Annotated in this window: 26 protein-coding genes; 14 read left to right on the top strand and 12 right to left on the bottom strand. The window is 71.8% G+C overall.

Annotated features, from left to right (window positions below):
- The first annotated feature begins 138 nt into the window (after window positions 1-138).
- From hutU to hutI, 4 genes are read left to right on the top strand one after another with little or no spacing between them, the layout of a single operon-like run.
- Complete coding sequence (gene hutU, locus ACIOGZ_RS13810) at window positions 139-1,806, top strand: urocanate hydratase (protein WP_363588055.1); 1,668 nt, start codon at window positions 139-141, stop codon at window positions 1,804-1,806.
- 17 nt (window positions 1,807-1,823) lie between these two features.
- A complete protein-coding gene (locus ACIOGZ_RS13805; RefSeq protein ID WP_363588085.1) occupies window positions 1,824-3,005 on the top strand; it encodes an allantoate amidohydrolase in 1,182 nt (393 codons plus the stop codon).
- On the top strand, window positions 2,996-4,375 hold the full coding sequence (locus ACIOGZ_RS13800) for a formimidoylglutamate deiminase (RefSeq protein ID WP_400986029.1): 1,380 nt from the start codon (window positions 2,996-2,998) through the stop codon (window positions 4,373-4,375). Before ACIOGZ_RS13805 ends, ACIOGZ_RS13800 begins: the two co-directional genes overlap by 10 nt.
- 33 nt (window positions 4,376-4,408) lie before the next feature.
- Window positions 4,409-5,584 carry an imidazolonepropionase gene (hutI, locus tag ACIOGZ_RS13795; RefSeq protein WP_400986027.1) on the top strand — a complete coding sequence of 392 codons (1,176 nt, stop codon included), beginning with the start codon at window positions 4,409-4,411 and terminating at the stop codon, window positions 5,582-5,584.
- A 100-nt stretch (window positions 5,585-5,684) separates the two neighbouring features.
- On the opposite strand, the gene ACIOGZ_RS13790 is transcribed toward hutI, so the two are convergent.
- From ACIOGZ_RS13790 to ACIOGZ_RS13780, 3 genes are all read right to left on the bottom strand, one after another.
- Window positions 5,685-6,407, bottom strand: coding sequence for a class I SAM-dependent methyltransferase (locus ACIOGZ_RS13790; RefSeq protein ID WP_400811336.1), 723 nt, complete (start codon window positions 6,405-6,407; stop codon window positions 5,685-5,687).
- Window positions 6,408-6,645: 238 nt separating this feature from the next.
- Window positions 6,646-6,813 carry a hypothetical protein gene (locus ACIOGZ_RS13785; RefSeq protein ID WP_363588048.1) on the bottom strand — a complete coding sequence of 56 codons (168 nt, stop codon included), beginning with the start codon at window positions 6,811-6,813 and terminating at the stop codon, window positions 6,646-6,648.
- 49 nt (window positions 6,814-6,862) lie between these two features.
- Complete coding sequence (locus ACIOGZ_RS13780; protein ID WP_363624643.1) at window positions 6,863-7,051, bottom strand: transposase; 189 nt, start codon at window positions 7,049-7,051, stop codon at window positions 6,863-6,865.
- 254 nt (window positions 7,052-7,305) lie between these two features.
- On the opposite strand from ACIOGZ_RS13780, the gene ACIOGZ_RS13775 reads away from it, so the two are divergent.
- A complete protein-coding gene (locus ACIOGZ_RS13775; protein ID WP_400986025.1) occupies window positions 7,306-8,526 on the top strand; it encodes a helix-turn-helix domain-containing protein in 1,221 nt (406 codons plus the stop codon).
- Window positions 8,527-8,700: 174 nt separating this feature from the next.
- Here the strand turns inward: ACIOGZ_RS13775 and ACIOGZ_RS13770 are convergent, their stop codons facing one another.
- Both ACIOGZ_RS13770 and ACIOGZ_RS13765 read right to left on the bottom strand, forming a co-directional pair.
- The gene (locus ACIOGZ_RS13770) at window positions 8,701-8,901 is read right to left on the bottom strand and encodes a DUF397 domain-containing protein (RefSeq protein ID WP_363624647.1); all 201 of its coding nucleotides are present in this window, start codon (window positions 8,899-8,901) and stop codon (window positions 8,701-8,703) included.
- Entirely contained in the window at window positions 8,894-9,754 is an 861-nt protein-coding gene (locus ACIOGZ_RS13765; RefSeq protein WP_363624649.1) for a helix-turn-helix transcriptional regulator, read from the bottom strand. Before ACIOGZ_RS13765 ends, ACIOGZ_RS13770 begins: the two co-directional genes overlap by 8 nt.
- Window positions 9,755-10,042: 288 nt before the next feature.
- On the opposite strand from ACIOGZ_RS13765, the gene ACIOGZ_RS13760 reads away from it, so the two are divergent.
- The 3 genes from ACIOGZ_RS13760 to ACIOGZ_RS13750 are packed head-to-tail and all read left to right on the top strand — an operon-like array spanning window position 10,043 to window position 10,781.
- Window positions 10,043-10,411: an ATP-binding protein gene (locus tag ACIOGZ_RS13760; RefSeq protein ID WP_350877349.1), complete on the top strand. Its 369-nt coding sequence runs from the start codon at window positions 10,043-10,045 to the stop codon at window positions 10,409-10,411.
- Entirely contained in the window at window positions 10,408-10,662 is a 255-nt protein-coding gene (locus tag ACIOGZ_RS13755) for a hypothetical protein (protein WP_363588041.1), read from the top strand. Before ACIOGZ_RS13760 ends, ACIOGZ_RS13755 begins: the two co-directional genes overlap by 4 nt.
- Complete coding sequence (locus tag ACIOGZ_RS13750; RefSeq protein WP_363588040.1) at window positions 10,659-10,781, top strand: hypothetical protein; 123 nt, start codon at window positions 10,659-10,661, stop codon at window positions 10,779-10,781. Before ACIOGZ_RS13755 ends, ACIOGZ_RS13750 begins: the two co-directional genes overlap by 4 nt.
- Window positions 10,782-10,838: 57 nt before the next feature.
- On the opposite strand, the gene ACIOGZ_RS13745 is transcribed toward ACIOGZ_RS13750, so the two are convergent.
- The 3 genes from ACIOGZ_RS13745 to ACIOGZ_RS13735 form a co-directional block, all read right to left on the bottom strand.
- Window positions 10,839-11,666, bottom strand: coding sequence for a hypothetical protein (locus ACIOGZ_RS13745; RefSeq protein ID WP_363588038.1), 828 nt, complete (start codon window positions 11,664-11,666; stop codon window positions 10,839-10,841).
- 139 nt (window positions 11,667-11,805) lie between these two features.
- Window positions 11,806-13,821 (bottom strand): prolyl oligopeptidase family serine peptidase, encoded by a 2,016-nt coding sequence (locus ACIOGZ_RS13740; protein ID WP_400986023.1) that lies wholly within the window; start codon window positions 13,819-13,821, stop codon window positions 11,806-11,808.
- Window positions 13,822-13,930: 109 nt separating this feature from the next.
- The gene (locus ACIOGZ_RS13735) at window positions 13,931-15,439 is read right to left on the bottom strand and encodes an oligopeptide:H+ symporter (protein WP_363588034.1); all 1,509 of its coding nucleotides are present in this window, start codon (window positions 15,437-15,439) and stop codon (window positions 13,931-13,933) included.
- Between the two features lie 329 nt (window positions 15,440-15,768).
- Between ACIOGZ_RS13735 and ACIOGZ_RS13730 the strand changes: the two genes are divergently transcribed.
- Window positions 15,769-16,443, top strand: coding sequence for a response regulator transcription factor (locus ACIOGZ_RS13730; protein WP_030290974.1), 675 nt, complete (start codon window positions 15,769-15,771; stop codon window positions 16,441-16,443).
- Window positions 16,444-16,506: 63 nt separating this feature from the next.
- Window positions 16,507-17,751 (top strand): ATP-binding protein, encoded by a 1,245-nt coding sequence (locus ACIOGZ_RS13725; RefSeq protein WP_363588083.1) that lies wholly within the window; start codon window positions 16,507-16,509, stop codon window positions 17,749-17,751.
- Between the two features lie 53 nt (window positions 17,752-17,804).
- Here ACIOGZ_RS13725 and ACIOGZ_RS13720 read toward each other — a convergent pair whose 3' ends face one another.
- Window positions 17,805-18,380, bottom strand: coding sequence for a GtrA family protein (locus ACIOGZ_RS13720; RefSeq protein ID WP_363588032.1), 576 nt, complete (start codon window positions 18,378-18,380; stop codon window positions 17,805-17,807).
- A 246-nt stretch (window positions 18,381-18,626) separates the two neighbouring features.
- Here ACIOGZ_RS13720 and ACIOGZ_RS13715 point away from each other — a divergent pair, with 246 nt between their 5' ends.
- Genes ACIOGZ_RS13715 through ACIOGZ_RS13705 form a run of 3 tightly spaced genes read left to right on the top strand, consistent with a single transcriptional unit; the run spans window position 18,627 to window position 21,538 of the window.
- A complete protein-coding gene (locus tag ACIOGZ_RS13715; RefSeq protein WP_363588030.1) occupies window positions 18,627-19,766 on the top strand; it encodes a 5-(carboxyamino)imidazole ribonucleotide synthase in 1,140 nt (379 codons plus the stop codon).
- Complete coding sequence (gene purE / locus ACIOGZ_RS13710) at window positions 19,763-20,299, top strand: 5-(carboxyamino)imidazole ribonucleotide mutase (RefSeq protein ID WP_063349101.1); 537 nt, start codon at window positions 19,763-19,765, stop codon at window positions 20,297-20,299. Before ACIOGZ_RS13715 ends, purE begins: the two co-directional genes overlap by 4 nt.
- A 33-nt stretch (window positions 20,300-20,332) precedes the next feature.
- Complete coding sequence (locus ACIOGZ_RS13705) at window positions 20,333-21,538, top strand: dipeptidase (protein ID WP_400986021.1); 1,206 nt, start codon at window positions 20,333-20,335, stop codon at window positions 21,536-21,538.
- A gap of 10 nt (window positions 21,539-21,548) precedes the next feature.
- On the opposite strand, the gene ACIOGZ_RS13700 is transcribed toward ACIOGZ_RS13705, so the two are convergent.
- The 3 genes from ACIOGZ_RS13700 to ACIOGZ_RS13690 all read right to left on the bottom strand — a co-directional run bounded on the left by ACIOGZ_RS13700 (window position 21,549) and on the right by ACIOGZ_RS13690 (window position 24,483).
- Window positions 21,549-21,962: a CoA-binding protein gene (locus ACIOGZ_RS13700; protein ID WP_400986132.1), complete on the bottom strand. Its 414-nt coding sequence runs from the start codon at window positions 21,960-21,962 to the stop codon at window positions 21,549-21,551.
- 56 nt (window positions 21,963-22,018) lie between these two features.
- A complete protein-coding gene (locus ACIOGZ_RS13695; RefSeq protein WP_400986019.1) occupies window positions 22,019-23,032 on the bottom strand; it encodes an HNH endonuclease in 1,014 nt (337 codons plus the stop codon).
- A gap of 113 nt (window positions 23,033-23,145) precedes the next feature.
- Window positions 23,146-24,483: a UDP-glucose/GDP-mannose dehydrogenase family protein gene (locus ACIOGZ_RS13690; RefSeq protein ID WP_363588024.1), complete on the bottom strand. Its 1,338-nt coding sequence runs from the start codon at window positions 24,481-24,483 to the stop codon at window positions 23,146-23,148.
- Window positions 24,484-24,664: 181 nt separating this feature from the next.
- Between ACIOGZ_RS13690 and ACIOGZ_RS13685 the strand changes: the two genes are divergently transcribed.
- The coding region (locus ACIOGZ_RS13685) for an acyl-CoA dehydrogenase family protein (protein ID WP_400986017.1) at window positions 24,665-25,126 on the top strand (462 nt) is incomplete at its 3' end.

Here is a 25,126-nt window from a genome sequence, read left to right as displayed (position 1 = left end):
CCGGCCTCAGGGTACGGCTGGCGGGCGTACCGGCGCGGGCGCTGATCGGATGGGTTCGGGGTCTGGTCGGGAGGTGATTGTTTGGATATATTCAGTCGAGCTGAATCTGAATGAATCCATCCGCAGGGAGGCCAGGACATGGTGCAGCAGGCGAGCGGGCCGCGTGAGGTCAGGGCGGCGCGGGGGACGGGGCTGACGGCGCAGGGGTGGCAGCAGGAGGCGGCCCTGCGGATGCTGATGAACAACCTCGACCCGGAGGTCGCCGAGCACCCGTCGAAGCTGGTCGTGTACGGCGGGACGGGCAAGGCGGCGCGGGACTGGCGTTCGTTCGACGCCATGGTGAGGACGCTGGAGGGGCTGAAGCAGGACGAGACCATGCTGGTCCAGTCCGGGCGGCCGGTCGGCGTCATGCAGACCCACGAGTGGGCGCCGCGGGTGCTGATCGCCAACTCCAACCTGGTCGGCGACTGGGCCAACTGGGAGGAGTTCCGCCGGCTGGAGAGCCTCGGGCTCACCATGTACGGGCAGATGACCGCCGGCTCGTGGATCTACATCGGCACCCAGGGCATCCTGCAAGGCACCTACGAGACCTTCTCGGCCGTCGCCAACAAGCGGTTCAACGGGACGCTGGAAGGCACCATCACCCTCACCGCCGGCCTCGGCGGGATGGGCGGCGCCCAGCCGCTGGCCGTCACCATGAACGGCGGCGTGGCGATCTGCATCGACTGCGACCCGTCCCGGATCGCCCGCCGGATCGAGCACCGCTACCTGGACGTCGAGGCCAAGGACCTCGGGCACGCGCTGGAGCTGGCCACCGCCGCCCGCGACAAGCGGCAGCCGCTGTCCATCGGCGTGCTGGGCAACGCCGCCGAGCTGGTCCCGCAGCTGCTCGCGATGGACGCGCCCATCGACATCGTCACCGACCAGACCAGCGCCCACGACCCGCTCGCCTACCTGCCGGTGGGCGTCGCCTTCGACGACATGGCGGACTACGCGGCGGCCAAGCCCGCCGAGTTCACCCAGCGGGCCCGCGAGTCGATGGCCCGGCACGTCGAGGCGATGGTCGGCTTCCAGGACGCGGGCGCCGAGGTCTTCGACTACGGCAACTCGATCCGCGGCGAGGCCCAACTGGCCGGTTACGACCGTGCGTTCGCCTTCCCCGGATTCGTCCCCGCGTACATCCGGCCGCTGTTCTGCGAGGGCAAGGGCCCGTTCCGCTGGGCGGCGCTGTCCGGCGACCCGCAGGACATCCACAAGACCGACAAGGCCGTCCTCGACCTCTTCCCGGAGAACGAGTCGCTGCACCGCTGGATCAAGATGGCCCAGGAGAAGGTGCACTTCCAGGGCCTGCCCGCGCGGATCTGCTGGCTCGGCTACGGCGAGCGCGACAAGGCCGGCGAGCGCTTCAACGACATGGTCGCCTCCGGCGAGCTGTCCGCGCCGATCGTGATCGGCCGCGACCACCTCGACTGCGGCTCGGTCGCCTCCCCGTACCGGGAGACCGAGGCGATGCTGGACGGCTCGGACGCGATCGCCGACTGGCCGCTGCTCAACGCCATGGTCAACGTGGCCTCCGGCGCGTCCTGGGTCTCCATCCACCACGGCGGCGGCGTCGGCATCGGCCGCTCGATCCACGCCGGCCAGGTCACCGTCGCCGACGGCACCGCGCTGGCCGGCGAGAAGATCCGCCGGGTGCTCACCAACGACCCGGGCATGGGCGTGATCCGGCACGTGGACGCCGGCTACGACCGGGCCACCGAGGTCGCCGCCGAGCGCGGGGTCCGCGTCCCGATGGGTGAGCTGTGACGTCCTCGTTCGAAGAGATGTGGGCGGAGCTGCTCCCCGTGGGCCGCTCCGCCGCCTCCGGCGGCTACCGCCGCTTCGCCTGGAACTCCGCCGACGCCGAGTGCCGGGCCTGGTTCGAGCAGCAGGCCCGTGACCGCGGCCTCGCCTATGAGCTGGACCGCAACGGCAACCAGTGGGCCTGGCTGGGCGATCCGAACGCGGGCGGGGCGGTCGTCACCGGCTCGCACCTGGACTCCGTCCCGGACGGCGGCGCCTTCGACGGCCCGCTCGGCGTGGTCTCCTCCTTCGCGGCCCTGGACGAACTCCGCGCACGCGGGGCCGAGTTCACCCGTCCGTTGGCGATCACCAACTTCGGCGACGAGGAGGGTGCCCGGTTCGGCGTGGCCTGCATCGGCTCCCGCCTGTCCGCCGGCGTGCTGTCCCGCGAGGCCGCGTACGAGCTGCGCGACGCCGACGGCGTCCGGCTGCCCGACGCGATGGAGCGGGCCGGCTACGACCCGGGCGCGATCGGCGCGGACGACGACCGGCTGGCCCGGATCGGCGCCTTCGTCGAACTCCACGTCGAGCAGGGCCGCCTCCTCGCCGAGGACCGGCCGGTCGGCGTGGCCAGCGCGATCTGGCCGCACGGCCGCTGGCGGTTCGACTTCCACGGCGAGGCCAACCACGCCGGCACCACCCGGATCGAGGACCGCCGCGACCCGATGCTGACGTACGCCAACACCGTGCTCGCGGCCCGCAAGAAGGCCCGGCAGGCGGGCGCGCTGGCCACCTTCGGCAAGGTCGCGGTCGAACCCAACGGCACCAACGCGATCGCCTCGCTGGTACGCGGCTGGCTGGACTCCCGGGCCGCCGACGAGGCGACGCTCACCGCGCTGGTCGAGGAGATCGAGCAGGCCGCCGCCGAGCGCGGCGGGCGCGACGGCGTCCGGGTCGAGCTGACCCGCGAGTCCTACACCCCGGTGGTGGACTTCGACGGCCCGCTGCGCGACCGGCTCGCCAAGCTGCTGGACGCCCCGGTGCTGCCCACCGGCGCCGGACACGACGCCGGGATCCTGGCGTCGGCCGTCCCGACCGCCATGCTGTTCGTGCGCAACCCCAGCGGGGTGTCGCACTCCCCGGCCGAGCACGCCGAGGAGGCCGACTGCCTGGCCGGGGTCGCCGCCCTCGCCGACGTACTGGAGGACCTGGCGTGTCGCTGAGCCCATTGACCTCGGGGACCGAGCCGGTGGCGTACTGGGCGCAGCACGCCTGGCTGCCGTACGACAACGGGCCGGTGGTCGAGCCGGACGTGCTGATCACCGTCGGCCCCGGCGGCCGGATCACCGCGGTGACCCCGGACAGCGGGCCCTGCCCGCCCGGGGCCGTCCGCCTCGACGGGCTGCTGCTGCCCGGCCAGGCCAACGCCCACTCGCACGCCTTCCACCGGGCGCTGCGCGGCCACGTCCAGGTCGGCTCCGGCACCTTCTGGACCTGGCGCGACACCATGTACCGGTTCGCCGGGGCGCTCGACCCGGACCGCTACCTGGCGCTCGCCACCGCCGTCTACGCCGAGATGGCGCTGGCCGGGGTCACCGCCGTCGGCGAGTTCCACTACCTGCACCACGCCCCCGGCGGCGCCCGCTACGACGATCCCAACGCGATGGGCGAGGCGCTGATCGAGGCCGCCGCCCGGGCCGGCATCCGGATCACCCTGCTCGACACCTGCTACCTGTCCGCCGGCTTCGGCGCCGAGCCGACCAGGCCGCAGCAGCGGTTCAGCGACGGCGACGCCGAGGCCTGGGCGGTGAGGGCGGACGTGCTCAAGCCCCGCGAGCACGCCCGGATCGGCGCCGCCGTCCACTCGGTGCGGGCCGTCCCGGCCGAGCAACTGGGCACCGTCGCGCAGTGGGCGGCGGTGCGCGAGGCGCCGCTGCACGTCCACCTGTCCGAACAGACCGCCGAGAACGACGCCTGCCTCGCCGCGCACGGCGTCACCCCGACCCGGCTGCTCGCCGACCACGGCGTGCTCGGCCCGCGCACCTCGGCCGTGCACGCCACCCACCTCACCGACGAGGACGTTCGGCTCCTCACCGACACCTCCACCACCATCTGCATGTGCCCCACCACCGAGCGGGACCTCGCGGACGGCATCGGCCCGGCCCGCCGGCTCGCCTCGGCGGGCTGCCCGGTCACCCTGGGCAGCGACAGCCACGCCGTCATCGACCCGTTCGAGGAGGCCCGCGCCCTGGAGCTGAACGAGCGGCTGCGCACCCGCACCCGCGGGCACTGGACGGCCAACCTCCTGCTGCGGGCCGGCACCGAGGACGGGCACGCCTCGCTCGGCTGGCCGGAGGCCGGGCGGGTCGAGGCCGGCGCGCTCGCCGACTTCACGGTGATCGCCCTGGACTCGGTGCGCACCGCGGGCCCGCCGCCCCGCCTCGGCGCCGAGACCGCCGTCTTCGCGGCCTCGGCGGCCGACGTGCGGCACGTCGTGGTCGGCGGCCGGCAGATCGTCCGGGACGGCGTGCACCAGCTCGTCGCGGACGTGCCGGGCGCGCTGCGGGACTCGATCGGCGCCCTGGACCACTGAGTCGTTCTCCAACTTCCCCCGGAAGGCTTCGTCTTGAGCAGCAGGACCACCTTGATCACGGGCATCGGCAGCCTGGTCACCAACGACCCCGGGCACGGCACCGGGCCGCTCGGCCTGCTCACCGACGCGGCCGTGGTGCTGGACGGCGGCACCGTCGCCTGGGTCGGCCCGGCGGCGCAGGCCCCGGCCGCGGACGAGCGCTTCGACGCCGAGGGGCGGGCGCTGCTGCCCGGCTTCGTCGACTCGCACGCCCACCTGGTGTTCGCGGGCGACCGGACCGCCGAGTTCAACGCCCGGATGTCCGGGCAGTCCTACTCGGCGGGCGGCATCCGCACCACGGTGGCGGCCACCCGGGCCGCGAGCGACGCCGAACTCGACGCCAACCTGGCCCGGTTCGTCCGGGAGGCGCTGCGGCAGGGCACCACCACGATCGAGTGCAAGTCCGGCTACGGGCTGACCGTCGCCGACGAGGCGCGGGCGCTGCGGATCGCGGCCCAGCACACGCCGGAGACGACGTACCTGGGCGCGCACGTGGTCGCGCCCGAGTACGCCGAGGACCCGGCCGGGTACGTCGACCTGGTCACCGGCGAGATGCTGGACGCCTGCGCCCCGCACGCCCGCTGGGTGGACGTGTTCTGCGAGCAGGGCGCCTTCGACGGCGACCAGGCGCGGGCGGTCCTGACCGCCGGCATCGCCCGCGGCCTCACCCCCCGGGTGCACGCCAACCAGCTCACGTACGGGCCCGGCGTGCAGCTCGCGGTGGAGCTGGGGGCCGCTTCGGCGGACCACTGCACCCACCTGACGGACGAGGACGTGGCGGCGCTGGCGGGGTCGGCGACGGTCGCGACGCTGCTGCCGGGTGCGGAGTTCTCCACCCGCGCCGAGTACCCGAGCGGGCGGCGGCTGCTCGACGCGGGGGCCGTGGTGGCGCTCTCCACGGACTGCAACCCGGGTTCCAGCTTCACCAGTTCGATGGCGTTCTGCATCGCGGTCGCGGTCCGGGAGATGGGGATGACGCCGGACGAGGCGGTCTGGGCGGCCACGGCCGGCGGCGCCCACGCGCTGCGTCGCGGCGACGTCGGGACGGTCGCGGTCGGCTCCCGGGCGGACCTGCTGCTGCTGGACGCGCCCTCGCACGTCCACCTGGCCTACCGCCCGGGCGTGCCACTGACGGCGGCGGTCTGGCGCGCGGGCGTCCGGGAGGTCTGAGCCCGGGGACCGTAGACGGCCCCCGTGCCCCCGGGGGCCGTCCTGCTCAGGTGGCGGCGGAAGGGCCAGCAGGCCCCGATGCCAACTTCTCCCGGGGTCATCAGGGCTGACGGTAGGCGCAGACAAGCAGGGTGTCGGCAGCGCGTGCACCCGGTACGGCAGGAGGAAGCCGGTCGACACTGATCTTCGTGAACCCCGACTCGTCCAACAGCTTCGTCCAGACGGTCTCCTGGAGAACCCAGCGGCGCATGGTTGCCGGGGCGCCGTCCGTGGTGCGGGCCGGAACGTCGGCGTGCTGGACGTCCGGTTCAGCGGGGGCACCACCGAGGTAGTGGCCCAGAGTGGAGGCGGCCAGCAGTCCGCCGGGTCGAAGGGCGCGGGCAGCGGCCGGAAGCAGTCGGCGGGGGTCGGCGAAGTCGAGGCTGCCGAACACGGAGTAGAGCACGTCGTACTCGTCTGGATGCTCCTCCAGGTGCGCGGTCGCGTCGGCGCGTACCGTGCGCAGGTGCGGTGCGAGGTGGCCGTAGAGGTCGCAGGCCATCGCGTGCTGCGCGGGGGAGGCATCGACGGCATCGACCCGAGCCGGAGCGTAGTGGGTGACGAGGTGGGCGGCATGACGGGCGGCGCCCGCGCCGAGGTCGGCCACGACGAGGCCGGTGAAGTCCCCCAGCACCTCGACTCCTGGCCCGCCGTCCTGGGCCCAGACCCAGTGGAAGGCGCCGGGGACGGTCCGCTCCGTGTCGGCGCGGGCGCGGCCGTAGTGGTGCCAGAGGTCCGGCGCGACAGCTTGGGTACGAGAGGGGGTGGTCGTCACCCGGGTCATCCTCGCGCCCGGTGTGCGCCGGCGCAGGGGTTCGGGTGAACTCCACCCTTCCGGGTCGCGGTGGCCCCGGACTGAGCCTGGGGCCACCGCAACTATCCCGTCAGTGCGAGTCGTTGCCGGGGTGGCAGGGGCTGCACTTGGCGGCATCCGCCCACAGCGGCAGGTCCACGTCCCAACCGTCCGCTGCGATGAGCTGGGCGGTGCGCAGCACGGTGCCGTCGTCCTTGTACTCGACCTGTCAGCCGAAGCGCAGGACCTGGGTGCTGCCACCGGCCAAGACACGCTCGTAGTCGCACTCACCGTTGAGCGAGCGGTAGTTGATGACCGGATCGCCGGCTCGTACGAGGGTGGTCGCGCATCCGAGGCACCAGGGCTGTGGCGGGTGTACGTCGAGATCCTCGATCACTGCGGGAGCAGAGCACTGCGTGCAGTCCGCCATCGGATCCTCCCCGGGGTCAGGCCCAGGTGGAGCCGCACGCGGTGCAGCCCCATCGGCCGTCCATGGTCTGGTAGGTGGCGCTCGATCCGCAGACCGGGCAGGCGCGGGCACTCGGCTCGTCGGCCCGCTCCAGCAGGGTACTGGGCGTCGGGGCGGTGGCGGGTTCAGTCTCGGTGACGGGCTTGTCGAGCAGGACGCTGCTCATGACGTCTCCCTCAGGATGGAGTGGCAGAAGTGCGCCGGCCGGGCGTCACCCAGGAAACCCGGCTGCGGGTCCAGACACGGATGCCGCCGGGGGCTCCCGCATGCCGTGTGCGTGCCCCGCACACCTCGTGCACGCCCTGCCTGGGGGCGCTGTCCTGTCGATACGGTGGACACTCCGCGCAGTCGAAAGGCAACGCCATGTCACGGCAACGTCAGCTCGGGGCGGTCATCAGGGCCGCTCGGTGTGCGCGGCGTATGACTCAGACCCAGCTGGGCCGGGCGTGTGGCTACTCCGCGTCCGCGATCAGCCGGGTTGAGGCGGGCGCGCTCCGGCCGGCCGAGCAGGCGCTTCTGCGGATCGCCCAGACGTTGGACCTGCCTCTTGACGCCATTGGGCTGGGCCGACCGGCTACGCTGGCACGGGATGTGACCCTGGATCAGGAGGACGCCATGCTCCGCAGGCAGCTGCTCGTGGCCGGCATGGCGGCAGCTGGGGTGTCCGCGCTTCCCTCCGCCTCGGTTGCTGCCGCGCGTCCGGACGCGTCGGCCCGGATCGTTGGGGCCCTGTACGAACCCGAACCGTCCGCACCCATGTCGTTGCAGCAGATCAAGGCGTCGCTGACCTCGGCGCGCGCACATTTCACGGCGGCGCGCTACCAGAACCTCAGCGACTTCCTGCCCGGTTTGTTGGGCTCGGCGCACGCGACCCGTGAGGCCTTGTCCGGCCGGTCCCGTGGGGAGGCCCATGCCTGTGTAGCCCGCGCCTGGGTGCTGGCGACGGAGCTCGCGCTGAAAGCTCACTCCGATGTCGCGTGGCCGGCAGCGGACCGGGCTTTGGCGGCGGCCCAGGCCAGCGGAGACCCGGTGGTGCACGGAGAGGCGGCTCGGGTTCTGGCGATCACGATGCGGCGTTCCGGACGCCCGGCCGCCGCCGTCGATCTCCTGCGTCGCACCGCACACTCGCTCTCGCAGGGCCAAGGCGACGTGTCCGGGGCTGTGGCGGCGACCCTGCTGATGACGGCCGCCTACACGGCTGCATGCGGACAGCGCCGAGGTGCGGCCCTCGACCTCATGGCGGGTGCCGAGGACGCCGTCGACCGTTTGACCAGCGCCAGGTTCCTGCCTGGCTCCCCGCTGTTCACGGTCGACGCCACCAGCGCCCAGGTGGACCTGTACTGGATCGGTGTACACACGGCGCTGGGCACCCCCGACGAGGGCGTGCCGTATGCGGCGCGGATCGCGCCAGGCCAGCTGCCGACCGCTGAGCGCCGGGCTCGGTACGGCACGGACTGTGCGCGCATGTGGCACCGCCTCGGCGCCCACCGCAAGACGTTCACGTTGCTGCGGTTCACCGAGCAGGTCGCCCCGGAGGAGGTGCGCCGGCCTGCTCTGCGGGCGCTCACAGCGGACCTGCTGTACGCGCCGGTCACGGTGCCCGGCGTGCGGGAGCTTGCGGCGCGCACAGGCGTCGCATAGGGATGACGGCCCCTGCGGGGTGGACGCTGGTGGCGAAATCGATCAGCGGCGTCCGGCGGCAACGGTCAAGAGTGCATCCTCTGGCCGCAGGTGGAACCCGGCTCTGCCAGCTTGGCCGCATCCTCTCTACCGGCGGCCTCTTGCGGGGAGCAAGAGGCCGCCGGAACGATTCGTTCAGGGGGCGGTGGTGAGGTGGTCGAACTCGCCGGCCTTGGCGCCCCGGAGGAAGTCGGCGAGCTTGAGGCGGGTGGTGCGGACGATGACGTCGCCCTCATCGGACTCCCGGAGTTCGACCAGCCCGTCAAGCGCACGTATCTCGACGCAGTTGTTGGCCGCTTCACTGAAGCTGGACTTCTGCCACTCGGTGCTATTCATACTTGCCGTTCATTTCCTTCGTGATCGAGCGAATAAGATCTCGCGACTCGCGTTCCGGGAGCGCGACAGCTTCGATGCGCTCAAAGATTGCGCGGTAGCCCGCCAGTTGGGCGGGCGAGTCGAAGATGTGGGACCCGTGCGACGAGTCAGCCTGGACCGTGTCCAGCTCGGGCACTGGTCCCTCCGCATAGATCAGATTCTCACTGGGGCCAGGGAAGTCGGCCGTAGCAAAGGGCACGACTCGCAGTGAGACGCCGGGAAGATGGGAGTCGCTGACGAGTGCATCGAGCTGGTCTCTGAGCACCACAGGCCCGCCGTACTGGATGCGCAACGCCGCCTCGTGGATGAGCGCCATGTAAGGCGTTTCGCCGGACCGGATGATCTGTTGTCTCCGTAGGCGGAAGTTCACTCGGCGGCCGATCTCGCGATCCGGGAGAGGGGTGAAACCGCTCGCGAACACCGCAGTCGCATACGAGTTCGTCTGAAGTAGTCCCGGGATGATGCCAATGGTGAAGCTCTTGAGTCTCTTCGCGTGACCTTCGATTTCTGCCACATCGATCGGGGCGGCCGCGAGTGCCGCTCGATACTCGTCCCACCAGGCCGAGTCTCGCTCCCTGGCCATGTCGGCAAGCGCTTCGACCAAGGGCGCATTGGCGCACATGCAGGCCTCTGCGATCTCGTGCAGACGCGCCACGGTGACGGCTGATTTCCCGATCTCCATCTGACTCACCAGGGCGGGAGTCACGCCGAGTAGACGGGCGAGGTGGCTGCCGCCGAAGCCGACTTGCTCTCTCATCCTTCGCAGTTCGGCGCCGAGTCGTCGCTGACGGAGGGTGGGGACTCGAAGGGGCATGGCGTCCTCTCTGCCGGTGCAGAGGCCAGTGTGCCGCGCCGGGCGCCTGCGGATCCATCCGGACTTCTTCCCTCGTGAGGAGGAACCTTCTCCCGTTTGGCTTTAATTAAAGAGCGGATGCGCTACTGTCGTTTCTGGCTTGATCCGACGGATCGTCAGTAATGCCTGCATCCAGGGCAGTAGGCGCCTGCTGCCCTCCGCACGCCGAAGAGCAGCCGCCGCCCCGGCCTGGCTCACGGCGACGACCGTCACCACCTCTCCCCACACCACAGCCTCACGGAGGTTCCCGTGTGCACCCGTAACACCCCCTCGCTCACCCTCTCCCGGCAGGCCCTGCGGGACGCCATGACCCGCAGCGGCTGGGACGCCGACGCCATCTTCAACGCCGAACTCGCCCTCTGCGAGCTCATCGTCAACGCCTGGCGGCACGGCGACACCCCCGCGCCCGTCGTCTGGTTCTCCGTCCTCGGCCGCACCCTCCGGGTCACCGTCTCCGACGAGAGCGACGCCCTCCCCCGGCAGCGAACCCCCGCCGATTTCGCCGAGTCCGGCCGGGGCCTCCAGCTCGTCGCCGGGCTCACCCGCCGCTGGGGCGTCGACCCGCAGAAGCGTGGCAAAACCATCTGGTACGAGCTGGAGCTGGACTCCCTCGCGTGACCCGCGACCCCGTCGTTCCGGAGGACTCCCGGATGCGCGACTACACCAAGCCCCACATCATGGACCTCCTGGGCGAGTTGCACAGGCGCGGCCTGCCGCACGGGCTCCTCTGGGGATCCGCCTCGCCCGGCGAAACGACCCTCGACGGCCGCATCCTGATCGACTTCGGGAATGCGCCGGTCAGCACTCTGCTCAACCTCCTCCACCTGCTCCGCGACCTGGACGATGACGACGAGGGGTGGCGCCAGTGAAGCTCTTCATCGGCGCGATCCTCCTCGCCCTCCTCGCCCTCGCGATCGCCACCGTAGCCCTCGGCGTCCTCGCGACCCTCAAGATGCCCCGCCCCGAGGAGCGCGACGAGCAGCGCTGAAACACGCGAAGGCCCTCGCCCACCCAGGGCGAGGGTCGCGCGGTTGCCCGCTCTGCGTCAGTCCGCCTGAAGCTCCTTCGCCACCTGCTCCGCCAACACGCGGGCGCCCTCAAGGCGCGGGTCCTCGGGATGCGCGTACGGCCCGAGGATCTTCGCCGCGACGAACAAGGTCATCAGCTTGCCGTCCCGGCTCGCGAAGTCGCCGCTCCGCTCGACGCGAACGCGATCGGCCAGCGCCGGTACGGCAAGCGACGCCGCCCACAGGGTGGCAGCGTCCAGGCCACGTGGGGCCATGCCCCAGTCCTCCCAGTCGAAGAGGCAGAACTCGGGCGCTGTCACGTTCGCCCAGTTCAGGTCCGCGTGCGCCGGACACCACCCGCTCACCGTGGCATCGACGTCCGGGAACACCTGACGGATCGTCTGAGCCACCAGCTCCTGGGTGATGGTCTCCGTGTCCGGCGTGGCGATCCGATTCGTCCGCTGGCCGGCGAGCGCATCGAGAGAGGCGTTCAGCTCCGACCACCATCCGGGCGGCAGCCGGGGCTCCTCGGCCACGACTGCGGACCCCGCTGGGGTGGATGGCAGCAGTTCGGTCTCGTCGGCCCGCCACATCACCGGCTCGGCCTCGTCCCGCCAGGCGAGGCCGGCCAGCCACGCGGGCTTCGCGATACCGTGCAGGGCCTCGGCGGAGGGGGTGCCGTCCCCGCCCTGGGCGCCGATCCGGTCGAGCCCCCGCCGCTCGATGCGTACCCACGTGCCACGCGCCGTGCCTGCTCCCACGGATCGGCGTTTGCGGACCACCGCAGCCCTGTCGAGCCGCGTCCCCAAGGCCGTCTCGACACGTCCCAGCACCTCGTCCACCGGTACCCGGCGCAGATCCGTCATCGGGCAACGGTAGCGATGCCCGGCGGGGTCGGAGCCGCTCCCCAAGGCCCGGTCCACAGGCAGATCGGCTTTCCTGCGCGGTCAGGCGGTCTCTATGCGGCGGGGACCAGGCTGCGGCGTCGGGTCGTACGGGCGCCGCTCAGCCCACGCCCAACGACCGCCGCAAGAACTCCAGTTCGTGCCGGAGCAGGTGCTCCACCACGGCCTCGTCGGTCGGCCGGTGGCCGGTGGCGCGCAGCGGCAGGACCTCGTGCGGGCGGCCGGCGGCGAGCAGCGCACTGGACAGCCGCAGGGCGTGGGCGGGGTGCACGTTGTCGTCCACGAGGCCCTGGATCAGAAGCAGCGGGCGGCTCAGCTTCGGCGCCTCGGCGATCAGTGAGCCGCTGTCGTAGTGCTCGGGGTGCTCGTCGGGGTGGCCGAGGAAGCGCTCCTGCCAGTGGGTGTCGTAGAGCCGCCAGTCGGTGGGGGCCGCTCCGGCCGACGCGGCGTGGAAGACGTCCGGGCGCCGCAACACGGCGAGCGCGGCGAGGTAGCCGCCGTAGGACCAGCCGCGGATGCCGACCCGGTCGAGGTCGAGCACTCCCGGCCGCAGCCGGGCCGTCTCCCACAGGCCCTCGATCTGGTCCTCCAGGGCGGGCCCGGCCTTGTCGCCGTAGACCGTCTTCTCCCAGTGCGGCCCGCGCCCCGGAGTGCCGCGGCCGTCCACCACCAGCACCGCGAAGCCCTGGTCGGCGAACCACTGGGACACCTGCTCGTGCCAGGCGCCGCCGGTGGTGGCCTTCTGCATCGCGGGCCCGCCGTACGGGTCGAGCAGGACGGGCAGCGGGGTGCCGCCGGGATGGTGGCCGGTGGGCAGGAAGAGGTTGGCGCGCAGTTCGCGCGGGCCGAGGCGGAGCAGCTCGGGGCGGGCGGTGACGACGGGCGCTTCGGTGTACGAGGTGAGCGGCAGCGGCGGGCGGCCCTCCCGCAGAACGGTGGCGCGGCCGTCGGTGGTGAGGACCAGCGTGCCGCCGCGCTCGACGCCGCCGTGTACGCCGGGCCCGCTGCTCAGCCTTTGTACGCCGGAGCCCGGTTCGTACGTCCACAGGTGGGTCTCGGTGGGTTCGTCGGAGGCGGTGAACAGCACCCGCTCGCCCTCCACCCCGACGACGGCCCGCAACTGCATCGCCTCCGGGGTGACCGGTTCGCCGTCCACGGTCAGGTGCCGGGTGTCGCCGAGGTCGGCGGTGTCGACCAGCGCCCCGCCCGCCGTCCGCACCGGCAGTCCCGGGAGCAGTTCGACCCACCGCGGGTCGGTCCGCTCGGCTAGCACCCGGGTGTCCCCGTCCGCCCCGATCGCCAACGTACGGACGGTGCGCTGGTCGCGGCTCTGCACGGCGGCGTACGGGCCGTGGTCGTCCCAGCCGGCGGCGGTGAGGTACTCGAAGGCGGCGCGGTCCCAGCGGACCTCCGTGCGGGTGCGGCGGCCGTCCAGCCCGAGCAGCCAGAGCGTGACGTCGGCGTTGGCGGTGCCGGCCAGCGGGTAGCGGATGGCGCGCGGGGGGTGCTGCGGGTCGGTGGGGTCGGCCAGGAAGAGCCGGGTAAGCGCACCGGCATCGACCCGGGCGACCAGCAGGGCGGTGCCGTCGGGGGACCACCAGTGGCCGCGGGTGCGGTGCATCTCCTCGGAGGCGACGTGCTCGGCGAGGCCGTAGCCGACGTCCTCGGCCTCCGGCTCGGCCAGCGCCCGGTCGCCCGTACCGTCCGCACCGGCCACCCGCAGGACGCCGCCGCTGACGTAGGCGATCCGGCGGCCGGTCGGGTCGAGGCGGGGATCCACCGGCTGCTCGGCGGAGGCGAGCGGGCGGAGCGAACCCGAGGCGGTGTCGGCCAGCCACAGCGTGCCGTCCAGCGCGAAGGCGGCGAGCCGACCGGTGGCGTCGGTGCTGTACGCGGCGATGCCGCCGGAGGCGCCCAGCGCGGCCGGGTCGGCGACCAGCCGTTCCCGGCCGGTGGCGGTGTCGAGCGCCCAGAGGCAGGCGAGCGGGTCGGTGCCGCCGCGGCTGCGCAGGAACAGGACGGCGGCGCCGTCGGCGGTGATGCCCGGGTGGGTGGGGGCGCCCAGGGTGAAGCGCCGGGTGCGGGCGAGCTGGCGCGGTAACGGGTCGGTCGTCATGCCGGGCACCATAGGCACGGCCGGCGCGGCGCTGTCGAGGGGAAAAACGGCCGGGGCCGCCGCGGATCTCAGGAATCCGCGGCGGCCCCGGAGCGGGCGGGCGTGAGCGTCAGTGGACGTCGCCCATGAGCGTGACGACCCGCTTGCGGTACATCGCCAGCGCGAGGCCGGCGACGATCGCCATGCCGCCCTGGACCGCGAAGTACCAGCTGCTGCCGACCACCTTGTCGCCCAGCACCAGCTGGAAGATGGCGGCCACGCAGTCACCGGCGGTGACGGCGAGGAACCAGACGCCGACCATCTGGCTGGCGTACTTGGCGGGCGCCAGCTTGGTGGTCACGGACAGGCCGACGGGGGAGAGGGCGAGCTCGCCGACGGTCTGGACCAGGTAGACCATGGCCAGCCACAGCGGGGTGACCTTGGTGTCGCCGGTGGCGGCGGCCATCGCCAGCATCATGACCATGAAGGAGGCGCCGATCATCAGCAGACCGAAGGCGAACTTCATGGTGGTGCTGGGGTTCTTCGACCGGCGGGCCAGGGCGACCCAGAGCCAGGCGAAGACCGGGGCCAGCGCCATGATGTACAGCGGGTTGAGCGACTGGAACCAGCTGGACGGGAAGTTGATCCCGAACAGCGTCGAGGCGGTGTGGTCCTTGGCGAAGACGTTCAGCGTCGAGCCGGACTGGTCGTAGATCATCCAGAACACGGCGGCGGCGACGAAGAACCAGATGTAGCCGCTCATCTTGGACTGCTCGTCGGCGCTGAGGTCCTTGTCGCGCTTCACCTTGGCGAACACGAAGAAGGGGATCGCCAGGCCGGCGATGGACAGCGGCCAGACGGCCCAGTCGATGGTGAAGTGGCCGGTGGAGACGACGATGCCGTAGAAGACGACCGCCGCGGCCAGCCAGATGCCGGCCTTGCGGAAGATCTTGCGCTTCTCGTCCGCGCCGATGGGCGAGGTCACGATGTCGCTGGTGGGGCTCAGGTGGCGGGTGCCCAGCAGGAACTGGAGCAGGCCGAGCGCCATGCCGATGCCGGCCAGGGCGAAGCCCAGGTGCCAGTCGACCTTCTGGCCGACGGTGCCGACCACCAGCGGGGCGAAGAAGGCGCCGAGGTTGACGCCCATGTAGAAGATCGTGAAGCCGCCGTCGCGGCGCGGGTCGTTCGGGCCGTCGTAGAGGTGGCCGACCATCGTGGAGATGTTGGCCTTGAGCAGGCCCGAGCCCACCGCGATGCAGACCAGACCGGCGAAGAACGCGCCGGTGAACGGCACGGCCAGCAGGAAGTGGCCGAGCATGATGATCGTGCCGCCGATGGCGACCGTCTTGCGGGCGCCGAGGAAGCGGTCGGCGATCCAGCCGCCCGGGAGGGCCAGCAGGTAGACCATGGCCGTGTAGACGCTGTACACGGCGCCGGCGGTCGCCAGCTTCATGCCGAGGCCGCCGTCCGTGACGGAGGCGGTCATGTAGAGCACCAGCAGGGCGCGCATGCCGTAGTAGCTGAAGCGCTCCCACATCTCGCTCAGGAAGAGCGTGGCGAGCCCTCGGGGGTGACCGAGGAAGGTCTTGCCGCTGGGCGAGGCCGGGGTGAGGCCGGCTTCCAGGGTGGTAGACGCCATGAGTAGGGGTTCCTTGCCTGACAGCGTCCGCCAAGGGGGGTGGCGGCGGACGTGGACGGAACCACTCTACGTGGCGATATTTAGCGTTATCAGATGACAAAAGCCACGAATCAGGTATGGGAATGGCAAAGTCCGTGACAGATCTGCCCGATCTATCCATGGTAGACGGGCAAATTTCCCTTCAATTTCAAGATTGGAGGCCGGATTCTTCGCCGAACGGGCGGTCTGCGACGGCGTGTTGAGCCTGGAGGGGCTCTTGTGTAACGATCACGCTCTGTGAACTACCTCACAAGGCAGTCCGCCATACCCGGGCGGACTACCATCACCACATGACCTGTGTGCTGCTCGCCGAGGACGATCCGGCGATCTCCGAACCGCTCGCCCGAGCCCTGCGACGTGAGGGCTATGAGGTGCTCGTCCGCGAGGACGGTCCGACCGCACTGGCCGCGGGCCTGACCGAGGAGGTCGACCTCGTCGTCCTCGACCTCGGCCTGCCCGAGATGGACGGCCTGGAGGTCTGCCGTCGCCTGCGCGCCGACGGCAAGAGCTGCCCCGTCCTGGTGCTCACCGCCCGCGCGGACGAGGTGGACACCGTGGTCGGCCTCGACGCCGGTGCCGACGACTACGTGACCAAGCCCTTCCGCCTGGCCGAACTGCTCGCCCGCGTCCGCGCCCTGCTCCGGCGCGGCAACGTCGACCAGCTCACCACCGGCGCGCACGGGGTGAAGATCGACATCGAGTCCCACCGCGCCTGGCTCGGCGAGGAGGAGCTCACCCTCTCCGCCAAGGAGTTCGAGCTGCTGCGCGTCCTCGTCCGGGACGCCGGCCGGGTGGTCACCCGCGAGGAGATCATGCGGCAGGTCTGGGACACCACCTGGTGGACCTCCACCAAGACCCTGGACATGCACATCTCCTGGCTCCGCAAGAAGCTCGGTGACGACGCGGCGAACCCGCGGTACATCGCCACCGTGCGCGGAGTGGGGTTCCGGTTCGAGAAGAATTAGCCCCGTACGGAGAACGCGGCCGGGAGTCGGCCGATGAAGCGGAGCACCTCGGGGAGCGGCAGCGTGAAACGCCGGATGATCAACTCGCTGCTGGGCGTCGTCCTGGTGGTGGTCGTGGTGTTCTGCGTGCCGCTCGCCCTGGTCGAGAAGCGCACCATCGTCAACTCGGCCCAGGACCGGGTGGACGCGTCCGCCGTCCGGGTGCTCGCCCTGGTCGAGAACCGGCTCTCCGCGGGCGAGCCGGTCACCGGCCGGGCCTTCGACAACCAGGTCACCGAGGGCAGCTACGTCGAGGTGCAGATCCCCGGCCAGGACGTCGTCTCCAGCGGCGAACGCCTGGCCGGCGGCCACCTGCTGAAGGCCGTCGAACGCGGCAACAGCGGCGAGGTCGTCACCGTCGAGCAGTCCCGCGCGGACGTCGACCACGAGATCGCCAACATGCTGCTGCTGCTCGGCGTGGTCGCCCTGCTGGCCGTCCAGGCCGCCGTGGCGCTCGCCGTCTGGCAGGCCAAACGGCTCGCCCGGCCGCTCACCGACCTGGCCGAGACCGCCGAACGGCTCGGCTCCGGCGACCCGCGCCCCCGCGACCGCCGCTACGGGGTGCCCGAACTCGACCGGGTCGCCGAGGTGCTGGACACCAGCGCCGAGCGGATCGCCCGGATGCTCACCGCCGAACGCCGGCTCGCCGCCGACGCCTCGCACCAGCTGCGCACCCCGCTCACCGCGCTCTCCATGCGGCTGGAGGAGATCACCGCCCTCGCCGAGGAGCCGGAGACCGTCAAGGAGGAGGCGACCATCGCCCTCCAGCAGGTCGAACGGCTCACCGACGTCGTCCAGCGGCTGCTCACCACCCAGCGCGACCCGCGCAGCCCCACCGCGGTGGCCTTCGACCTGGACGAGGTGATCAAGCAGCAGGTCGAGGAGTGGGGCCCGTCGCTGCGCGAGACCGGCCGGGTGCTGTCCCTGGAGGGCCTGCACGGGGTCACCGCCGTCGGCACCCCGGGCACCGTCGCCCAGGTGCTGGCCACCCTGATCGAGAACTCGCTGATGCACGGCGCCGGGACGATCACCCTGCGGGTCCGGCCCTCCGGCACCTCGGTGGTGGTCGAGGTGCAGGACCAGGGCGCCGGCGTGCCGCCGGACCTCGGGAACCGGGTGTTCGAGCGCGCCGTCAGCGGCCGCAACTCCACCGGCATCGGCCTGGCCGTCGCCCGCGACCTCGCGGAGGCGGACGGCGGGCGGCTCGAACTGCTCTCGCTGAAGCCCGCGGTGTTCGCGCTCTTCCTCGGCCGCAGCCACGCGGACTGAGCCGGGGCGGGCACGGTCGGGAGTGCGGCCGTCCAGAGCGGCCGGCCGGCCGGCTACTCGGCCTTGGCGTAGCGGATCTGCTCGGCGGCCAGCATCAGTTCGGCCTGGGCGGCCAGCTCCTGGCCGCTGGTGTCGTTGGTGCCGCTGGTGTCGCCGGTGCCGCTCGCTTCCTGCGCGACCGGCTCGGGCAGCGCCTTGAACACCCAGGTCCGGTACGAGAAGAAGCGGAACACGGTGGCCACCGCGAGGCCGGCCACCTTGGCGCCCAGCTGCTCGTAGTGCGAGTCGAGGCCGAGCACGTACACCGAGAAGCCGAGCACCCCGGTCTCGATCAGCATGCCGATGCCGCTGTACACCAGGAACAGCGTGATCTCCCGCTTGCGCGAGGCGGCGTCGCGGTCCCGGTACAGCCAGTAGCGGTAGCCCAGGTAGTTGGTGGCGATGGCGATCAGCGTCGCCGCGATGTTGGACCGCAGCGAGGCCAGGCCCAGCCCGTTGAGGCACACCCAGAACACGGCGAAGTTGACCACCACGCCGCTCAGGCCGACCAGGCCGAACTTCACCACTTCGCCTGACAGCCCCCGCAGTTTCTGCGAGAGCGAAGGGCTCGAAGCTGCGGTCGTCGCCATACCGGGCTGCCTCCATGTGCCTGCGGGTCGAAGAGCGGATCGCGTGGACGCGTCCACCCCTTGAGCCCTGCGTGCACGCACATGATCGGACTGCGCAGACCAGGACCTAGCCGTCCAGGCTACCCGCTTCCACCGAACGGCTCAGCCCCCAGGGCTCCGGGTTGACTGGGACGTCCAGCCCACCCCAGCGGTTCCACCGCCCCCGACCGGCCCGGATATCCTGGCGGGGTGACTTCCCCGGGCAATGTGAATTTTCCAGTGGTGGGCATGATCGGCGGCGGGCAGTTGGCCCGCATGGCACACCAGGCGGGCATCCCGCTCGGGGTCAGGTTCAAACTCCTCGCCGACACGCCCCAGGACTCCGCCGCACAGGTGGTCTCCGACGTCGTCCTCGGCGACTACCGCGACCTCGACACGCTGCGCCGCTTCGCGGCCGGCTGCGACGTGATCACCTTCGACCACGAGCACGTCCCCACCGAGCACCTGCGGGCCCTGGAAGCCGACGGCATCGCCGTCCGGCCCGGCCCGGACGCGCTGGTCAACGCCCAGGACAAGGGCGTCATGCGGGCCAAGCTCGACGCCATCGGCGTGCCCTGCCCCCGGCACCGGATCGTCGCCGACCCGGCCGACGTCACCGCCTTCGCCGCCGAGGGCTCCGGCTACCCGGTCGTGCTGAAGACCGTCCGCGGCGGCTACGACGGCAAGGGCGTCTGGGTCGTCGCCGGCGAGGAGGACGCGCAGGCGCCGTTCCTGGCCGGCGTCCCGGTGCTCGCCGAGGAGAAGGTCGACTTCGTCCGCGAACTCGCCGCCAACGTCGTCCGCTCGCCCAGCGGCCAGGCCGTCGCCTACCCGGTGGTGGAGAGCGTCCAGGAGAACGGCGTCTGCGCCGAGGTCACCGCCCCCGCGCCCGACCTCGACCCGGCCCTCTCCGACGAGGCCCAGCAGCTGGCGCTGCGCATCGCCGGCGACCTCGGCATCACCGGCCACCTCGCCGTCGAACTGTTCCAGACCAGGGACGGCCGGATCCTCGTCAACGAGCTCGCCATGCGCCCCCACAACTCCGGGCACTGGACCCAGGACGGCGCCGTCACCTCGCAGTTCGAGAACCACCTGCGGGCCGTCCTCGACCTCCCGCTCGGCGACCCCCGGCCGCGCGCCAAGTGGACCGTCATGGTCAACATCCTCGGCGGCGACTACCCGGACATGTACCACGCCTTCCTGCACTGCATGGCCCGCGACCCCGGCCTGCGGATCCACATGTACGGGAAGGACGTGAAGCCCGGCCGCAAGGTCGGCCACGTCAACGTCTTCGGGGACGACCTCGACGACGTCCGCGAGCGCGCCCGCCACGCGGCCGCCTACCTGCGAGGAACGATCACCGAATGACCTCCTCCCCTTCGAGCCCGCTCGTCGGCATCGTCATGGGCTCGGACTCCGACTGGCCCGTCATGGAGGCCGCCGCCCAGGCCCTCGACGAGTTCGAGATCCCCTACGAGGTCGACGTCGTCTCGGCGCACCGGATGCCCCGCGAGATGGTCGCGTACGGCGAGAACGCCCACCGGCGCGGCCTCAAGGCCATCATCGCCGGCGCCGGCGGCGCCGCCCACCTGCCGGGCATGCTCGCCTCCGTCACCCCGCTGCCCGTCATCGGCGTGCCGGTGCCGCTGCGCTACCTGGACGGCATGGACAGCCTGCTGTCCATCGTCCAGATGCCGGCCGGCGTCCCGGTCGCGACCGTCTCGGTGGCCGGCGCGCGCAACGCCGGCCTGCTCGCCGTGCGGATGCTGGCCGCGTTCGACCCCGAACTGACCGAGCGGATGACCGACTTCCAGGCCGAGCTGAACAACCAGGCCACCGAGAAGGGCAAGAAGCTCCGCGCCAAGGTGGCCGGTTCCTCCTCCTTCGGCTTCGGCAAGTAACCCCGGTGGTGGGGGTGGGGTAGAACAGCCGGTATGACTACCGCTCAGGACACCCCCACCCCGCTGGACCGCGCCCGGGCCCTGCTGCGCACCGCCCCCGTGGTCGACGGCCACAACGACCTCCCGTGGGCGATGCGCGAGCAGGCCGGGTACGACCTCGGCGCGGTCGACCTCGCCGCCGACCAGAGCGACCGCCTGCACACCGACCTCGCCCGCCTCGCGGAGGGCGGGGTCGGCGCGCAGTTCTGGTCCGTTTACGTGCCGACCCGGCTGGCCGGCGACCACGCGGTGAGCGCCACCCTGGAACAGATCGACTTCGTCCACGCCCTGGTCGAGCGCTACCCCGACCGGCTCCGGCTCGCCCGCACCGCCGACGACATGGAGGCCGCCCGCGCCGAAGGCCGGATCGCCTCCCTGATGGGCGCCGAGGGCGGCCACTCCATCGACTGCTCGCTCGCCACCCTGCGTGCTCTGTACGAGCTCGGCGTGCGCTACCTGACGCTCACCCACAACGACAACGTGCCGTGGGCCGACTCCGCGACCGACAAGCCGGCGGCCGGCGGGCTGACCCGGTTCGGCGAGGAGGTCGTCCGGGAGATGAACCGGCTCGGCATGCTCGTCGACCTCTCGCACGTCTCCGCCGACACCATGCGCGACGCTCTGCGGGTCACCGAGGCGCCCGTCGTCTTCTCGCACTCCTCCTCGCGCGCGGTCTGCGACCACCCGCGCAACATCCCGGACGACGTGCTCGCCCAGCTGCCCGCCAACGGCGGCGTGGCGATGGCCACCTTCGTGCCCAAGTTCATCCTGCCCGCCGCCATCGAGTGGACCCTCGCCGCCGACGAGAACATGCGTGCCCACGGCTTCCACCCGCTCGACACCACCCCGCCCGCGATGGAGCGCCAGCGCGCCTTCGAGGCCGCCAACCCGCGCCCGATCGCCACCCCGGCCACCGTCGCGGACCACCTCGACCACCTGCGCGAGGTCGCCGGCATCGACCACATCGGCATCGGTGGCGACTTCGACGGCACCGCCTTCCTGCCCGACGGCCTCGACTCGGTGGCCGGCTACCCCAACCTGGTCGCCGAACTCCTGCGCCGGAACTGGTCCGAGGCCGACCTCGCCAAGCTCACCTGGCACAACGCCGTCCGCGTCCTGCGCGACGCCGAGTCCGTCGCCGCCGGGCTGCGGGCCAGCCGCCGGCCGTCCATCGCGACCATCGCGCAGCTGGACGGCTGACGCTCCTGTTTCAGCCGAGCCGCGGGATCTCGATGGCCGGGCACCTGTCCATCACCATGGACAGCCCGGCCGTCCTGGTCCGCGCGTACGCGGCCTCGTCCACCACCCCGAGCTGGAACCAGACGGCCTTCGCCCCGGCCGCCACCGCCTGGTCGGCCACCTCCCCGGCCAGCGCGCTGTTCACGAACACGTCCACCACGTCGACCGGGAACGGGATCTCGGCGAGCGAGGCGTAGCCCTGCTCGCCGAGGACCGTCTCGGCCTTCGGGTGCACCGGCACGACGCGCTTGCCGTACCGCTGGAGCACCCCGGCCACCCCGTAGGCGGCCCGGGCGGTGTTGTCGGACAGACCGACCACCGCCCAGGTGTCGCCGGTGCCGGTGAGGATCTCGCGGACCGTCGCGTCGTCGCCGTAGCTCGTCATGCCGGTGCCAACGACGACCACGGGCGCCGGATTCCCGAGAGCCCCGTACGGAGAGGTCAGTCGAAGTACGCCTGCACCTGGCGGATGAAGGCGGGCCAGCGGCTGCCCGGCGAGCGCGAGCCGAGCTTCGCGTGGTTGAGGCTCGCCCGCAGGTTGTCCTTCAGCCGGACCGGGGAGTTCATGACGGCCTCGTTGCGAAGGGCCAGCCGGTTGAGCTCCTCAGGGGTCGGCCAGCGGTCGCTCTTGGCGCTGTTGCACGCCCCGTGGGTCGGGGCGAGGTTCCACGGGCGGTCCAGGTCCGGTTGCGACCCGCCCGGCACGAAGTCGAATCGCCTCATGAGCGAGAACGGGAAGACGTGGTCGACGGCGGCCTTGTCCTCGGCGGTGATCGGCTCGTCGCAGATCAGGCAACGTCCGTATTGGAAGCCGATCAGGGCGTCGATGACCCCGGTGACGGGTCGGCGGCGGCGTCGGTCCATGAGGAGCCACTGCTCCACGTCCACATCGAGCTCGTCGGCGAGCAGGCCTCGGCCGATGCCCAGGGCGAAGGCGGACTCCACGATGCTCCAGCGTGCCGCCAACTCCGTCCGTAGCCCGGCGGCCTGCTCCGACGTCGCGATCTGCTGGAGGGCGGGAGTGAGCAGGACGACGCGATCCCGTCCACGCCCGGACAACTCGTAGAAGCGGTGTGCGACCTCGGTGCCGCCCGCGAGGTTGTGGAACCGGTCCATGACCATGTCCGGCATCGACTTGCAGGCGGCTTGGAGGAGTCGCTCGGTGGGGCGTCCGGCGGCCAGGCACTCGTCGGTCTCCTGTGCGGAGACGGCGAGGAAGTCGTCGTCCCCGCCCATGGCCGGTGCCTGCGGGGCGTCGCGCAACCGGGTGACCAGAGCCATGGAGTACGGCTCGGCCAGCTCCTGCAGCGGCACCTCGGTGTGTCCAGTGGCCGCGCACTCCAGCAGGGCGGATCCCAGCGCGAACTTGTACGTGCGGGCGTTGCGGCCCATCAGGACGGCCTGTCGCCAGGCGGTGCGTGGCGTCGGCTCTCGCCGGTAGAACTCTGTCGTCATCGCGTGCTCCGGGTCGGTCGAACGGGAGGCGTAACTTCAGAACGAAGGGCGGAATTCCAGACGCGCCCGCCCCCAGGGGCCTGGGGGCGGGCGCGGGAAGTGTCGGCCAGGCGTCAGCTGGGGCGGCCGAGGGCGCGGTAGGTCCAGCCGGCGGCGCGCCAGGCGTCGGCGTCCAGGACGTTGCGGCCGTCGAGGAGGCGGCGCTCGGCGACCACGGCGCCGAGGTCGGCCGGGTCCAGCTCGCGGAACTCGGCCCACTCGGTGAGGTGCAGGACGACGTGGGCGCCCTCGGCGGCCTCCAGGGCCGAGTCGGCGTAGGCGAGCGAGGGGAACATCTTGCGGGCGTTGTCGACGGCCTTGGGGTCGTAGACGGTGACCTGGGCGCCCTGGAGCTGGATCTGGGCGGCGACGTTGAGCGCGGGGGAGTCCCGGATGTCGTCCGAGTTGGGCTTGAACGCGGCGCCGAGGACGGCCACCCGGCGGCCCAGGAAGCCGCCGCCGCACTGCTCGCGGGCCAGCTCCACCATCCGGGAGCGGCGGCGCATGTTGATCGAGTCGACCTCGCGCAGGAAGGTCAGCGCCTGGTCGGCGCCGAGTTCGCCGGCCCGGGCCATGAACGCCCGGATGTCCTTGGGCAGGCAGCCGCCGCCGAAGCCCAGGCCGGAGTTGAGGAACTTGCGGCCGATCCGTTCGTCGTGCCCGAGCGCGGTGGAGAGCAGCGTGACGTCGGCTCCGGCCGCCTCGCAGACCTCGGCCATCGCGTTGATGAAGGAGATCTTGGTGGCCAGGAAGGAGTTGGCGGCGGCCTTCACCAGCTCGGCGGTCGCGTAGTCGGTGACCAGGAACGGCACCCCGGCCGCGATCGGCTCGGCGTACACCTCGCGCAGCAGCTGCTCGGCGCGCTCGCTGTGGGCGCCGACGACGATCCGGTCCGGGCGCAGGGTGTCCTGGACGGCGAAGCCCTCGCGCAGGAACTCCGGGTTCCAGGCGAGTTCGGCGCCCGCGCCGACGGGTGCCAGCGCGGCCAGCCGCTCGGCGAGCCGGCTCGCCGAGCCGACCGGCACGGTGGACTTGCCGACCACCAGGACCGGGCGGGTCAGGTACGGGGCGAGGCCGTCGATCGCGGTGTCGACGTACGACATGTCGGCGGCGAACTCGCCCTTGCGCTGCGGGGTGTTGACGCAGACGAAGTGCACGTCGCCGAACTCCGCGGCCTCCTGGACGGAGCTGGTGAAGCGCAGCCGGCCGGTCGAACCCTCGTGCCCGGCGACGTGCTTGAGCAGCAGCTCGGACAGCCCCGGTTCGTACATCGGGACGCGGCCGGCGGTCAGCGTGGCGATCTTGTCGGGGTCGATGTCCAGGCCCAGCACCTCGAAGCCGAACTCGGCCATCGCGGCCGCGTGCGTGGCACCGAGGTAGCCGGTGCCGATCACGGAGATGCGGAGGGTCACGGGTTCCCCTTTGTGCGGACTCGACCTGTACGGGTGCCTCTGATGCTATCCGCCCCGACGGATCCGGCCTCGATCGCCTGTGCGCCGGGGACGCTAGGCAGCCGCAGGTCGGAGCCCTAGGATCTCTACTGAACGGTAGTTAACCCCGGATTGACTTCGATCACTGGACGAGGCGGGCATCATGGCGGGCAGCGCAGGGGCGGCTGACTTCGATCTCTTCCGTATCTCCGAGGAGCACGAGATGCTCCGTGAGGCGGTGCGTTCGCTGGCCGAGGCGAAGATCGCTCCGTTCGCGGCGGAGGTGGACGAGCAGGGGCGGTTCCCGCAGGAGGCGTTGGACGCGTTGCGGGGGAGTGACCTGCATGCGGTGCACGTGCCGGAGGAGTTCGGTGGTGCGGGGGCGGACGCGCTGGCGACGGTGATCGTGATCGAGGAGGTGGCGCGGGTGTGTGCGTCGTCCTCGTTGATTCCGGCGGTGAACAAGCTGGGTTCGTTGCCGGTGCAGTTGTCGGGTTCGCCGGAGTTGAAGGCGAAGTACCTGGGGGCGCTGGCGCGGGGTGAGGGGATGTTCTCGTACTGCCTGTCGGAGCCGGAGGCGGGTTCGGACGCGGCGGGGATGCGGACCCGGGCGGTGCGGGACGGG

Source organism: Kitasatospora sp. NPDC088160, assembly GCF_044741445.1.
GTDB lineage: Bacteria > Actinomycetota > Actinomycetes > Streptomycetales > Streptomycetaceae > Kitasatospora.
This window is presented reverse-complemented; position numbering and strand designations above follow the sequence as displayed.